Source organism: Sphingopyxis yananensis (assembly GCF_020687785.1).
In the GTDB taxonomy this organism is placed as follows: domain Bacteria; phylum Pseudomonadota; class Alphaproteobacteria; order Sphingomonadales; family Sphingomonadaceae; genus Sphingopyxis; species Sphingopyxis yananensis.
In genome coordinates this window covers 62,920-76,056 of record NZ_JAJEWI010000001.1, presented here as the reverse complement: position 1 = coordinate 76,056, position 13,137 = coordinate 62,920, and the positions used below count along the sequence as shown (strand labels likewise).

11 protein-coding genes are annotated in these 13,137 nt (G+C 56.4%); 8 read left to right on the top strand and 3 right to left on the bottom strand.

Features of this window, described 5'->3' with window-relative positions; all coding sequences use genetic code 11:
* Nucleotides 1-165: 165 nt before the first annotated feature.
* On the top strand, nucleotides 166-2,472 hold the full coding sequence (locus LKO31_RS00335; protein ID WP_227688097.1) for an ATP-dependent helicase: 2,307 nt from the start codon (nucleotides 166-168) through the stop codon (nucleotides 2,470-2,472).
* 264 nt (nucleotides 2,473-2,736) lie between these two features.
* Nucleotides 2,737-3,327: a hypothetical protein gene (locus LKO31_RS00330; RefSeq protein ID WP_227688096.1), complete on the top strand. Its 591-nt coding sequence runs from the start codon at nucleotides 2,737-2,739 to the stop codon at nucleotides 3,325-3,327.
* Between the two features lie 116 nt (nucleotides 3,328-3,443).
* On the opposite strand, the gene LKO31_RS00325 is transcribed toward LKO31_RS00330, so the two are convergent.
* Nucleotides 3,444-4,886, bottom strand: a complete 1,443-nt coding sequence (locus LKO31_RS00325) for a DEAD/DEAH box helicase (RefSeq protein WP_227688095.1) — start codon at nucleotides 4,884-4,886, stop codon at nucleotides 3,444-3,446.
* 133 nt (nucleotides 4,887-5,019) lie between these two features.
* Nucleotides 5,020-5,556, bottom strand: a complete 537-nt coding sequence (locus LKO31_RS00320; RefSeq protein WP_227688094.1) for a hypothetical protein — start codon at nucleotides 5,554-5,556, stop codon at nucleotides 5,020-5,022.
* A gap of 265 nt (nucleotides 5,557-5,821) precedes the next feature.
* On the opposite strand from LKO31_RS00320, the gene LKO31_RS00315 reads away from it, so the two are divergent.
* Complete coding sequence (locus LKO31_RS00315) at nucleotides 5,822-7,255, top strand: FAD-binding oxidoreductase (protein WP_227688093.1); 1,434 nt, start codon at nucleotides 5,822-5,824, stop codon at nucleotides 7,253-7,255.
* Nucleotides 7,256-7,436: 181 nt separating this feature from the next.
* Entirely contained in the window at nucleotides 7,437-8,225 is a 789-nt protein-coding gene (locus LKO31_RS00310) for a SapC family protein (protein WP_227688092.1), read from the top strand.
* Between the two features lie 132 nt (nucleotides 8,226-8,357).
* Here the strand turns inward: LKO31_RS00310 and LKO31_RS00305 are convergent, their stop codons facing one another.
* Nucleotides 8,358-8,567: a DUF1674 domain-containing protein gene (locus tag LKO31_RS00305; protein WP_227688091.1), complete on the bottom strand. Its 210-nt coding sequence runs from the start codon at nucleotides 8,565-8,567 to the stop codon at nucleotides 8,358-8,360.
* 87 nt (nucleotides 8,568-8,654) lie between these two features.
* Here LKO31_RS00305 and LKO31_RS00300 point away from each other — a divergent pair, with 87 nt between their 5' ends.
* The 4 genes from LKO31_RS00300 to cysK all read left to right on the top strand — a co-directional run bounded on the left by LKO31_RS00300 (nucleotide 8,655) and on the right by cysK (nucleotide 13,135).
* Complete coding sequence (locus LKO31_RS00300) at nucleotides 8,655-9,950, top strand: RsmB/NOP family class I SAM-dependent RNA methyltransferase (protein WP_227688090.1); 1,296 nt, start codon at nucleotides 8,655-8,657, stop codon at nucleotides 9,948-9,950.
* A gap of 123 nt (nucleotides 9,951-10,073) precedes the next feature.
* Nucleotides 10,074-11,402, top strand: a complete 1,329-nt coding sequence (locus LKO31_RS00295; RefSeq protein WP_227688089.1) for an MFS transporter — start codon at nucleotides 10,074-10,076, stop codon at nucleotides 11,400-11,402.
* Nucleotides 11,403-11,558: 156 nt separating this feature from the next.
* Nucleotides 11,559-12,218 carry an RBBP9/YdeN family alpha/beta hydrolase gene (locus tag LKO31_RS00290; RefSeq protein ID WP_227688088.1) on the top strand — a complete coding sequence of 220 codons (660 nt, stop codon included), beginning with the start codon at nucleotides 11,559-11,561 and terminating at the stop codon, nucleotides 12,216-12,218.
* Nucleotides 12,215-13,135, top strand: a complete 921-nt coding sequence (gene cysK, locus LKO31_RS00285; RefSeq protein WP_227688087.1) for a cysteine synthase A — start codon at nucleotides 12,215-12,217, stop codon at nucleotides 13,133-13,135. Before LKO31_RS00290 ends, cysK begins: the two co-directional genes overlap by 4 nt.
* Nucleotides 13,136-13,137: the final 2 nt, after the last annotated feature.

Below are 13,137 nucleotides of genomic sequence, written 5' to 3'. Positions count from 1 at the left end.
CCTTTCCATATGGTCAATCAGCCAATGGCGGAGCGGCATAGCCCGCAATTGTGCAATATGGTGCGGTGTTAAAGAGCGGAACGCGGCACGATGCAAGTACCAAAGCATGCAAATAAGCCCGTCACCCTGCTGGACAAAAAGACAGCTGTTCCCTAATCGTTCACCGTGACCCAAAATCCTTTCCATGCCCCCGAACCCGCGCCTATTGCGTCTGAACCAGCCTATTTGCGCGGCCTGAACGCGCCGCAGCGCGAGGCGGTGTTGACCACCGAAGGCCCTGTGTTGATGTTGGCGGGTGCTGGAACCGGAAAAACGGCAGCGCTGACCGCGCGTTTGGCGCATATTATTGCGACGCGCCGCGCATGGCCGTCCGAGATTTTGGCCGTCACCTTTACCAACAAAGCCGCGCGCGAAATGCGCGAACGCATGGGGCGGATGATCGGCGACGATGTCGAAGGGATGCCATGGCTGGGCACTTTCCACTCGGTCGCCGCCAAAATGCTGCGCCGCCACAGCGAATTGGTCGGTCTGCAAAGCAATTTTGTCATTTTGGACACCGACGATCAATTGCGGGTGTTGAAACAGCTTATTCAGGCCGAGGGGCTGGACGATAAACGCTGGCCCGCTAAGCAATTGGCCGCGCTGATTGACCGCTGGAAAAACCGCGGACTGACGCCCAGCGACTTGGACGCCAGCGAAAGCGAAGCCTTTGCCGATGGCAAGGGACAGCATTTCTATGCCCTGTACCAAGCGCGGCTCAAGACATTAAACGCCTGTGATTTCGGGGATTTGCTGCTGCATATGTTGGTGATCCTGCGCAGCCACCGCGATGTGTTGGAACAATATCAGCAGCGTTTCAAATATATCATGGTGGACGAATATCAGGACACCAATGCCAGCCAATATCTGTGGCTGCGTTTGTTGGCGCAAAGCCGCAAGAACATCTGCTGTGTCGGCGATGACGACCAAAGCATTTATAGCTGGCGCGGCGCAGAAGTGGCCAATATCCTGCGCTTTGAAAAAGATTTTCCTGGTGCGGCGGTGATCAAGCTGGAGCAAAATTACCGGTCCACCCCGCAAATTTTGGCGGCCGCGTCGGCGCTCATCTCCCAAAATAGCGGGCGTTTGGGCAAGACCTTGTGGACGGAATTGGACGCTGGCGACAAAGTTCATATTAACGGCGTCTGGGATGGACCCGAGGAAGCGCGGCGCATTGGCGAGGAATTGGACAGCTTGCAACGCCAAGGCATTGGGCTGGACCACACCGCCATTTTGGTGCGCGCCCAATTCCAAACCCGCGAATTTGAAGAACGCTTTATCGCCACCGGCCTGCCCTATCGCATCATTGGCGGCTTTCGTTTCTATGAACGCGCCGAAATTCGCGATGCTATGGCTTATTTACGGCTGGTTCATTCGGCCAGCGATGATCTGGCTTTTGAGCGGATCGTCAATGTTCCCAAGCGCGGTTTGGGTGACAAGGCCTTGTCCCGTATCCATCAATATGCCCGCGCCCAGCAAATGTCGCTGTTCAGCGCCGCGTCGCAATTGGTGGAAACGGACGAATTGACACCGCAAGCCCGCCGTCAATTGGCCGCTTTCGTAGCGATGGTGCGCGGTTGGCGCGACCAGACGGCGGCGCTGAACCATGCCGAACTAACGCAAATCATTTTGGAAGACAGCGGCTATACCGCCATGCTGCAAGCCGACCGCAGCGCCGATAATGCGGGCCGTTTGGAAAATCTGTCCGAACTGGTCCGCGCGATGGAAGAATATGAAACGCTGGACGCATTTTTGGAACATGTCAGTTTGGTGATGGACCGCGACAATCAAGACAATGCGGAAAATGTTACGATCATGACCATCCACGCCAGCAAAGGCTTGGAATTTGACTATGTATATCTGGCTGGATGGGAAGAAGGGGTGTTCCCATCCCAAAGGGCGCTCGACGAAGGCGGCATCGCCAGCCTAGAAGAAGAGCGGCGACTGGCCTATGTCGCCATCACCCGCGCGCGCAAACGCGCCAGCATATTTCACGCCGCCAACCGCCGCATTTATGGCCAATGGACCAGCAGCATTCCCAGCCGCTTTATCGCCGAAATCCCCCCCGAGCATGTCGAGGCGGAAAATAGCGTCGGGGCCAGCGCCAATCATTGGACGACGCGCTGGGGCGCGGACAGCGACCCCTTCGCCCATGTTGCGTCCAACCAAGGGCGATATGGTCAAGATCGTGGCCCAGCGTGGCAGCGCGATATGGTCCAGTCGGCCACTGTTACCCGTTCCCCCACCCCCAGCAAGACGGCCTCGGCCTCTTTCGCCAGCAAAGCACGGTCCGATCTGGCGATTGGCCAGCGCGTGTTCCATGAAAAATTCGGCTATGGCCACATCACGGATATGGACGGCAATAAGTTGGAAGTCGATTTTGAACAGACAGGCAGTAAGCGCGTGCTGGACAGCTTTGTTAAAATTGCCTGACCGGCTTGAACGCAGCGGACATCGACAAAAAATATAGCAGATATTGTCCGCAAAACTGTTGCCGTTGACCCTTTGCTCATTGCGTGATTTGTCGCCATTTGCGGGATATAAATGGTCAAAAATAGCTATCAATTTGCATTTTATGGTTAATTTTTGGTCAATTCACCCCATAGATGCCACACACCGTCCCCAATAGCTTTAACCCATCAGCGTTGCTGTCTTAGCTTGGGTCTTCGAATTATCGTTTTTCGGAGACACCAAATTATGAAAAGCTTTGCCAATCTTGCTATCGCTGTTGCCTTGAGTGCGGCTGGGACCATTGCGGTTCCCGCCACGGCGATAGCGCAAGATGCGGCTGCGCCTGCTGGCGTTACGCTGAATACGGGCACCACAGTCTATGACAGCGCTGGCGCGGTCATTGGAACGGTCTCCAGCAATGACGGCACCAACAGTGTCATCAACATGGGCGATCAACAAATCGCTTTGCCCAATGCATCCTTTGGTGCGGGTGAGAAAGGCCCTGCAATTGGCGTCACGCTGGAACAATTGACAGCCGGCATCGCCCAGCAAAAAGCAGCAGCGCAAGCGGCGGTTACCGCCGCCTTGGTTCCTGGTGCATCCGTGAAAAGCCTGAACGGCACGGCAGAGGTGGGCACCGTCAAATCGGCGGATGCCGACGGGGTCATTTTGACCACGACCGAGGGTGATGTGCGCTTACCAAGCAACAGCTTTTTCATCGCCGCACACGGCCTATCCAGCAGCTTCACCGCAGAACAATTTGCCGCCGCAATCGCTCAGGCCAAACCGGAAGCTGGCGCTGAAACCAGCGCGGAGGTTGCTCAGCCCGCCAAATAAGGCACATATTTTCGTCGCGCCTTATGGCCCGCCATAAGAAAGAAAGGCGCGGAAGAAGATTTCTTCCGCGCCTTTCTTTATGACTTTTGAAATAGAGTATTAATCGTGCGGATAAATTATCCGCCAACGCCTACGGACAAAAAGGCGGGAATGGGGCCATTCCACCCTTCGTCGGGCCCATCAACCGCATTGGGGTCGCGGCCCAAGCTTTCGTCCCAGCGTGGCTTGTGATCTTGTCCTCGACCAGAGCGCCGCGACTTGGACGATCGTGATGAGCCATAATCGCGGCTGTCGCCATTGTCCTGACCATCACGTTTATCGCTGCCTTCTCGGCTTTCACGGCTTTCACGATTTTCGCGCTTATCCCGCCCAACATCGGCATCATCGCGGCCATCGTCTTGACGCCGCGGCTTATCACCACGTCCGCGCGCCGCGGGTTCTGGCAATTCCAGCTTGAGCACATCAATTTTGCTGCCCGTCAGCTTTTGAATATTATCAATCGCTTCGGCGTCAGACGGAGTCATCAAGGTGAAAGCACGTCCCTTGGCACCCCCCCGTCCGGTCCGGCCAATACGGTGAACATAATCGTCGGGGTGCCATGGGGCGTCAAAATTGAACACATGGCTGACGCCCTTTACGTCCAATCCGCGCGCGGCCACATCCGACGCCACCAAAATATTCACATCACCGCGTTTAAAGCGTTCCAATTCCGCCAAGCGGCTGGACTGGTCCATATCGCCATGAATTTCGCTCGCCAAATAACGATGACGTTGCAAAGATTTGGCCAATTCACGCACGGTCGTTTTGCGGTTACAAAATACAATCGCGGTACTGACTTCTTCGGCCTGCAACAGCGCGCGAAGCGTTTCACGCTTTTTCCGTTCCGCAGAGGGCACCAGATATTGCACAATATTTTTGTTGGTCGATGCCGGACGTGACACTTCGATCATCTTGGGGTTGGACAAGAATTTGTCCGCCAATTTCTTGATCGGTGCGGGCATCGTCGCAGAGAACAGCAACGTCTGACGATTCGCGGGCAGCTTGGTGCAGATATTTTCAATATCCGGAATAAAGCCCATATCCAGCATACGGTCGGCTTCGTCGATCACCAGTAAATCGCAGCCCGTCAGCAAGATTTTGCCGCGCTCAAACAGGTCCATCAAGCGGCCCGGTGTCGCGATCAATACGTCCACGCCCTTTTCCAAGGCCTTGATTTGATCGCCCATCTGCACGCCGCCGATCAACAACGCCATACTAAGCTTGTGATATTTTCCGTATTTTTCGAAATTCTCGGCCACCTGCGCCGCGAGTTCGCGGGTCGGTTCCAAAATCAACGAACGTGGCATCAAGGCCCGTGTTCGCCCATGGGCCAAAATATCGATCATCGGCAGAACGAAAGACGCGGTTTTACCGGTCCCTGTTTGTGCAATACCAATGAGGTCACGCATCATTAGAACGGACGGGATGGCCCCAGCCTGAATAGGCGTCGGTTCATCATAGCCCGCTTCTGTAACGGCACGCATAAGTTCGTCGGATAGGCCGAGGTCGGCAAATTTCATAAGGGCATCATGTCCGGAATAGCGGCACAGGCCTGGCCAACCCAAGCGAGCCACTGATGCGGGGGCCATGGCGAACGCCACCGGAAATGTCAAGAATTGCCTGATCGGCCCGACGCAAAAGCCGCATTTGTGGTTAATCTTCGCGGACTTCGGGAACCATCAGGCGAAATTTCTCGACTTCGCACCTCGCCCCTGTGCGGGCATGAAGCTGATCACGGCCTTCGCACAGGCGGCCATCATCATTGCGCTCCATATAGAAGCCGGCATAAAAATCCAGCGCACGGCAACCGCGATTAAGCTGGGCACGAAGTCGCTGATTTTGGCGCGTGATCAGGTCGATACTGTCGCGCTGGGTCGTTTGCATCCCCGCAATATCGCGCATCGTGATACATTTCGGGCCTTTTTTCTCGCGCCAGACAATGGACGTGCTGTTGGCACCCGCCTGGGGTGCGGGCATCGAAAAATGGGTCAGCGAGGAACGACGTGCTGGTACGCGAATGATAATGCGTTCTTCAATCACCACCTGCCATTGGTTGCCGCCTTCGTCGATTTGTGGAATCGCAAAGGTCCAACTTCCGGTGAGTGGCGTCGGGCTTTGCCCTGTATCGGCGGGACTGCCCGTCAGGGTGAAGGGAGCGGCAGCAATGAGAAAAAATGGCCAGTTCATCATAGCCCTGTCCACCAAAGGCACAGCATTCCATCGCCGAACACACAGGGAAGCCCGCGTGCAGATAGATTTGGCAATGCAAGTTGCGTCACTTGATGTATTCCACTTCGCAGCCGATGGAAGGGTTCAAACAAACTGAACTTTTTCCATATATAGGTTATGCGGTTGAACAAGATATGAACTGATGCCCAGACCCATGAATCGCTGCAACGGCTTTTTCTATATTGCTGCATTTATGTCGTTATGGGGTTAAGAAAGCGTGGATATCATGCCCTTACCGCCGTCGCCTGCATTGCTTGATGCCCTCCGTCACATTGTGGGCGACAAAGGCTTTACCACTAGCCCCCAAGATATGGCGATATGGCTGACCGACTGGCGCGGCAAATATCATGGCAAGGCAGCTGCAATGCTGTCCCCAAATTCGACCGCCCAAGTGTCCCAGATCATGAAATTATGTCATGACGCACGGGTTGCGGTGGTTCCGCAAGGCGGAAACAGTGGCATGGTTGGCGGCGCGACGCCCGACCATAGCGGTGATCAAATCCTGCTCTGCCTTCGCCGCATGACCGGCGTGCGGCATATAGACGTGGATGCCCGCCTAGCTTGTGTTGACGCGGGCGTTATATTGGAAAATTTTCATCATATTGCACTGGATCATGGCCTGCGCTTTCCGCTGACGCTGGGCGGCAAAGGGTCGGCGACCATCGGCGGCTTGGTGTCGACCAATGCGGGCGGAACGCAGGTTTTACGCCATGGCAATATGCGCGAATTGGTCGCGGGGCTAGAGGTTGTGCTGCCCGATGGTCAGATTTTGGACGCGCTTTCGCCGCTAAAAAAAGACAATCGCGGTTATGATCTGCGCCATTTATTTTGCGGGGCTGAAGGGACGCTGGGTATCGTCACCGCCGCGACATTGCGCCTATCCCCCAGCGCCCCTGCCCGCCAAACGGCGTGGGTTGGGCTGACCAATGTTCATCAAGCCCTGGTGCTGCTGCGCCAGTTGGATAGGGGCTTAGGCGCCATGCTGGAGGGGTTTGAAATCCTGCCGCAATCCTGCCTGACGGCGGTGCTAAACCATATCCCCAACAGCCGGAATCCCTTGGAAAGCGACCATATATGGTATGCGCTCATTGAACTGGCTGGTGACGATCAAGATATCATGGCCTCGGCCTTGGAACGGGAGCTGGCCCAAGCCCTTGAAGCATCCCTGATCCAAGATGCCGTGATCGCGAAAAATGACCAAGAAAGCGATGATTTTTGGCGCATCCGCGACAGTATATCCGCCGCATCTCGTGCCGAGGGGCCGGCCATTCAGCATGACATCAGCGTGCCAGTCGAAAAAATGCCGGAATTCATCGAGAGCAATCCCGCGCGATTATCCGCCAATTTTGCGGGCGTGCGATGCTTATCCTTTGGCCATTTGGGCGATGGCAATGTACATCACCATATTCAGCCGCCTGTCGGCGTCGATGGCCAAAAATGGCTGGCGCAATATGGCGAAGAGGCCAGCCGCGCCGTCTATCGTCATGTCATGGAGATTGGCGGGTCAATATCGGCAGAACATGGCATTGGGCAAATGAAGCGCGACATTTTGGCCGAACTGGACAGCCCCGCACGGCTAGCGGCCCTGCGGGCGATTAAATTGGGTATGGACCCGCATCAGATTTGCAATCCGGACAAGCTGATCCGTCTGCAAAACTAAGGGAGCATATCCGGCAATCTTGATCAATAAGCTGCCGCACAATGGCGCAAACAACCGTCACTGGCGTCTTTTCTGATCGGCAAACAGCTTTGTCTTGCGTCAGCACGTTTTGGCAAATATGGCTTGGCGCCATTAAAGTCTAAAGGGCCGCAAGGCCATCCTCGATTTCGGAGCTTGATCCATGGCCACTGCGCCCGCACCTGCCAATCTGCCACTTTTTTATCAAGACCTGCAGCCGCTTTCCAGCGTCGACCATGCAGAATGGCGCGCCCGTCCTTTGGACCGCGCAGACTTCCTGATTTCGCAGCATGCCGTGCCGCTGACCAGCGATGAATTTGTTGCCGCTTCGCGCTTTTACCCCATCGTATTCTCGTCCGGCGAAAACCCTGTGCCGTTGGCGCTGATGGGCCTGAACGAAGGGGTGAACACCTTTGTCGACGCCGAAGGCAAGCTGCTGAACCCCGTATATGTTCCAGCCTATATCCGCCGCTACCCCTTCTTGCTGGCACGCCTGCGTCCAGACAGCGACGAATTGTCGCTATGCTTTGACCCCAAGGCGGACGCCATCGGTCCATTCGAAGATGGTGACAAATTGTTCGAAGACGGCAAGCCTTCGGAAGCGGTGAACGGCATTTTGCAATTCTGCCAAAATTTCGAAGAAGCTGGTATGCGCACCGGCCAATTCGTGGAAGAATTGAAAAAAGCGGATTTGTTGATGGAAGGCGAAGTCGCCATTCAACAAGAAGGCAATCCGACACCGTTCGTGTATCGCGGTTTCCAGATGATCGACGAAAATAAGGTTCGCGAGCTGCGCGGCGACGTTCTGCGTAAAATGACGCAAAATGGAATGCTGCCGCTGATTTTCGCGCATCTTTTCTCGCTGCAACTGATGCGCGAAATTTTCGCGGAACAAGTCAAAGCAGGCAAGGTGCCCAATGCACCAGAAGCCACGGCACCCGCCAACGCTTAAGCCTGCTTTTGCAGATGATGAGAAAATGGACGGCGGGAATATCCCGCCGTCCATTTTCTATGGGCTATCGCTCGCCAAACTGAGCGCGCTGGCCCAGCCCAATCAAAGCTCGCCCGTTCAGAAATCGCCTATTCAAAAATCGATGGCCAAACCGCCCTTTTCCCAATCCCCATAACGAACAGGGTTGCGGCCAGTTGGCTGATCTTCGGCCGCTTCTATAATGGGCTGCGCCGGCAATGGCACAGGGGGATTCTCCCATCCCTCCGGTGCCTTGACATCATCGGGACGTTTCGTGGCGCGCGCTGTGCCGCCAATGGATGGATTCTCACGGATCTCGCTCATATAAAGCATATTAGACAGGTTTCACCCCCGCGCCAACCATTTGCGTGGCCTCTTATCGCCGCACCTTTACGACAGAGACAGATTATCATGAACGACCAACGCCGCCCCCGTAACCGCCGCCACACCGAAGGCGATCCACCCGGAACCGGTACACGGCGCGCCGCCTTGCGGTTGGTCGATGCGATTTTGCGTCGGGGCGACCCGCTGGAAATCGCATCCCATGCCGCGACACAAGGCCTGTCGCCCGCCGACCGCGCCTTTGCGATTGCCATTGCGTCGGAAAGCCTGCGTTGGATGACCGACATTGACGCGATGATCGACGATGCCACGCCCCAGCAATTGCCCGAGGATGTGAAAAGCCGCGCCGTGCTGCGGATCGCATTGGCCCAGCTTTTGTCGCTGAACAGCCCTGCCCATGCGGTGGTATCCACGGCTTTGCCATTGGTCGCGGGCGGCCCGCGCCGCTTGGTTCATGCCCTATTGTCCCGCGCTCAAAAAGAAGAATGGCGCCTGCCTCCAACCGCCAGCCTGCCGGAAAGTGTGGCAGAACGTTGGTCCGAACAATGGGGCGATGACATGATCGCTTCGGCCGAGGCTGCATGGAGCAGCGCGCCGCCAATTGACCTAAGCTTTGCCGCAGAACCACAAATCGAAGGCTGGCCCGACGCCCAAAGCCTCGCCCCGCTGCACCTGCGCTTGCCGCGCGGCCATGCTGTCGAAAGCCTGCCCGGCTTTGAAGAAGGTGGCTGGTGGGTCCAAGATTTGGCCGCCAGCCTTGCCGCCCGATTGCTGGGCAAGGGCGATGGCCGCACCGTGCTGGACCTGTGCGCTGCCCCCGGCGGCAAGACCATGCAATTGGCCGCTGCTGGCTGGCATGTCACCGCCGTTGATGCCAGCGCCAAGCGGCTAGAACGTCTGGCCGACAATCTGGCCCGCACGGGATTGCAGGCCGATGTCAAAAAGGGCGATCTGCTGCATTGGCAGCCCAAGGAACAGGCCGATGCCATTTTGCTGGACGCCCCTTGTTCGGCCACTGGCATTTTCCGCCGCCACCCCGATGTGCTGCACCGTGTCGAGGGGCGAAACATCGCGGAAATGGCTGATTTGCAGGCACGTCTGCTGAACCGCGCCACCAAATGGGTCAAGCCCGGTGGCACGCTCATCTATGCCACTTGTTCGTTGGAACGCGCCGAGGGTGAGGAACAGATTGAGACCTTCTTATATGAACATCCACAATGGACGTTGTCGCCCATTCGCGCCGACGAACTTCCCGCTGGCATCACGCCGGACGAGCAAGGGCAATTGCGTACCCTACCGCATATGTTGGCCGAACAAGGCGGAATGGACGGATTTTTCATCGCCCGCTTGATCGCGCCGAACTAATATCTTTGATCAACGCTGATGCGCTCGCCCGCATGGGCGCGCATCAGCGGCGGCAATAAAATTTGCACGCCCCGCTATCCTGCCCATTGGAAGCTGAGGTCATTTGCCTTACAGCGATGGGCCATGACCAGCAGCGCCACTGATGCCGATGCCCCCGCATCCGCCCCGAAAGCCCCCTCCCCCCTCGCTTTTGTGGACTATCGCTATTTTTGGCTGGCGCGATTCACCTCAGTCATGGCGACTATCGCCATGGTGGTGGTGATTGGTTACCAACTCTATGACACAGCGCGCAGCGATTATGGCATGTCCATTGGCGAGGCTTCGTTTCAACTCGGGCTGCTGGGGTTGTTCCAATTTGTGCCATTGGCCCTGTTAACACCGGTCGCCGGATGGGCAGCGGATCGTTTTGAACGCAGAAAAGTCGCTATTTTTTCGCTGTGCATCGACTTTTTGATCGCGCTATTGCTGGCATGGCTGACATGGAAAAATGGCTTAACGCTGCCGATCTTGTTTGCATTGGGCGCATTACATGGTGTGGCGCGTGTGTTTTCTGGTCCGGCGCTGAGTGCCATCGCCCCCAATATCGTGCCCGCTGCCGCCCTGCCCCGCGCCATCGCGATGAGCAGCATTGCATGGCAGTCGGCATCCATTGTCGGACCCGCAGCAGGCGGACTGATTTTTGCGGCCCATCCAGCATCGGTCTATATTTTTACGGCATCCTTATTGGCGCTCGCCGCCCTGTTGCTGAGCCGCGTTCGCCCTGTTCACCCGCCAGCCAATCCGGCGCGCGCGCGGCCCTTGGTCGAAATGGCCGAAGGGTTGAAATTCACATGGCGCGAACGCTTTTTATTCGCCACCATCACCTTGGATTTGTTCGCCGTTATTCTGTCCGGCGCGACAGCCATGCTGCCGGTTTTTGCCCGCGATATTTTGCAAACCGGTTCCGAGGGGCTGGGTTTCTTGCGCGCCGCACCGGGGGTTGGCGCGGCGTTGGTGGCCCTGATGCTGGCCTTTCGTCCCATTGAAAATAATGTCGGCGTGAAGATGTTGTGGGCCGTCGCCCTATTTGGCGCGGCGACCACGGCCTTTGCTTATTCCACCAATGTGTTGCTGTCGCTGGGCTTGCTGGCCTTTATTGGCGCAGCCGATATGTTCTCGGTCTTTGTGCGCGGCAGTTTGATCCAACTCAACACGCCCGACCATATGCGCGGCCGCGTCAGCGCGGTGTCGGGCCTTGCGATTTCTGCATCCAATGAATTGGGTGAAATGCGGGCGGGGTCGATGGCCTCTGTGCTCGGCCCCGTGGGCGCTGTGGCCATTGGCGGCGTTGCTGCCATTGGTGTCACCGCGCTGTGGGCATGGCGTTTTCCCGAATTGCGCCGTGCCAAGACCTTTGCGCCCCAGCCCAGTTTTACGTCCAGCCTGCCTGCCGAAGAAGCACATAAAATCTAGGCTGCTTGCGCCGCCCAACCTGATCATGGGCGGTGTCAGCACCTTATCCACAGTATCGGGCGGTTAAGAAAAAATATATTGTCGATTATTTTGGTTGAGTTAAAACAAACTCACCCGTTCCCACGGATTCCCATATCATGTGATGGAGAAACCGTTATGCCATTATTATCACCCGCCACCCGCATTTTGACCATCCCTGGACTGGACAATAGCGGGCCGACACATTGGCAAAGCTTGTGGGAACAAAAGTTCACGCACTGCCACCGCGCCGATTTGGGCCAATGGGGCACGCCGGACCTGAATGATTGGGTCCGCCGGCTTGACGCCATATTCGCCGATATTGACCAACCGGTATTGATTGCCGCCCACAGTCTGGGGTGCCATGCCTTCACCCATTGGTTTGAACAGGCATCATGGACTGATCGTGCGAAAATAGGCGGGGCGCTATTGGTCGCGCCGCCCGACCTTGGCCGTATTTCCAAGCTTAGCCGCGTCACGGGTTTTTCCCATCATGCCAGTTTCGTCAGTCAAACACCAATGATCGTCGTTGGCAGTGACAATGACCATTATGCCAAAACGGCCTATGTCTGGCGTTTGTCCCGTCATTGGGACGCACGTTTTGTCAACGCTGGTCCCTTTGGGCATATTAACGCAGAATCCGACATCGGCGATTGGCATTATGGACAGTATCTGCTGGCTTCGTTACAAACTTCTGTAAATGCTGTGATCAGCGGGGAACGACCATGGTCGCCTGCTGACCCACGGCCCCACCGCGAACATCGCTTCGGATATCAAGAAAGCATTCACCGACCATGAAAGCCAATTCGATCCTCGATACCATCGGCAACACACCGCATATTCGTTTGGGACGATTATTCCCAGACGCCGAAGTGTGGGTAAAATCCGAACGCAGCAATCCGGCAGGGTCCATCAAGGATCGTATCGGCCTAGCGATGATCGAAGCTGCCGAAGCTTCGGGCGCGTTAAAGGCGGGCGGCACCATCATTGAACCGACATCGGGTAATACCGGCATTGGTCTGGCGATGGCGGCCGCTGTCAAGGGATATAAGCTAGTGCTAGTCATGCCAGAAAGCATGTCACTGGAACGTCGCCGCTTAATGCTGGCCTATGGCGCGACCTTTGACCTGACGCCCCGCGAAAAGGGCATGAAGGGTGCCATCGAACGCGCCATTGAACTGGTGGACAATACGCCGGGTGGGTGGATGCCGCAGCAGTTTGAAAATGAATCCAATATCGATATCCACATTCGCACCACGGGCCCCGAAATTTTGGCGGATTTTGCCGATACACCCATTGATGTGCTGATCACTGGTGTTGGCACAGGTGGCCATATCACAGGCACGGCAAAATTCCTGAAATCCCACTGGCCCAACCTCAAAGTCTTTGCCGTCGAACCCGAAGCATCGCCGGTTATATCGGGCGGACAGCCTGCGCCGCACCCCATTCAGGGTATTGGCGCAGGCTTTGTCCCGCGCAACCTGCATACTGACTTGCTGGATGGCGTGATCAAGGTCGACGCCGCCGATGCCAAAGAATATGCCCGCCGCTCAGCGCGCGAAGAAGGGTTGTTGGTCGGTATTTCGTCGGGCGCGACATTGGCCGCTATCGCCCAAAAACTAAAAGAACTGCCCGAAGGTAGCCGTGTCATGGGCTTCAACTATGACACAGGCGAACGCTATTTGTCGGTTCCGGACTTTTTGCCAGAGCCATAATG

Bases quoted from the DNA above. Each gene is read 5' to 3' on its own strand.
- LKO31_RS00330 (WP_227688096.1), top strand. From the start codon at position 2,737: ATGAAAAGCTTTGCCAATCTTGCTATCGCTGTTGCCTTGAGTGCGGCT.
- LKO31_RS00325 (WP_227688095.1), bottom strand. From the start codon at position 4,886: ATGAAATTTGCCGACCTCGGCCTATCCGACGAACTTATGCGTGCCGTT.
- LKO31_RS00320 (WP_227688094.1), bottom strand. From the start codon at position 5,556: ATGATGAACTGGCCATTTTTTCTCATTGCTGCCGCTCCCTTCACCCTG.
- LKO31_RS00315 (WP_227688093.1), top strand. From the start codon at position 5,822: ATGCCCTTACCGCCGTCGCCTGCATTGCTTGATGCCCTCCGTCACATT.
- LKO31_RS00310 (WP_227688092.1), top strand. From the start codon at position 7,437: ATGGCCACTGCGCCCGCACCTGCCAATCTGCCACTTTTTTATCAAGAC.
- LKO31_RS00305 (WP_227688091.1), bottom strand. From the start codon at position 8,567: ATGAGCGAGATCCGTGAGAATCCATCCATTGGCGGCACAGCGCGCGCC.
- LKO31_RS00300 (WP_227688090.1), top strand. From the start codon at position 8,655: ATGAACGACCAACGCCGCCCCCGTAACCGCCGCCACACCGAAGGCGAT.
- LKO31_RS00295 (WP_227688089.1), top strand. From the start codon at position 10,074: ATGACCAGCAGCGCCACTGATGCCGATGCCCCCGCATCCGCCCCGAAA.
- LKO31_RS00290 (WP_227688088.1), top strand. From the start codon at position 11,559: ATGCCATTATTATCACCCGCCACCCGCATTTTGACCATCCCTGGACTG.
- cysK (WP_227688087.1), top strand. From the start codon at position 12,215: ATGAAAGCCAATTCGATCCTCGATACCATCGGCAACACACCGCATATT.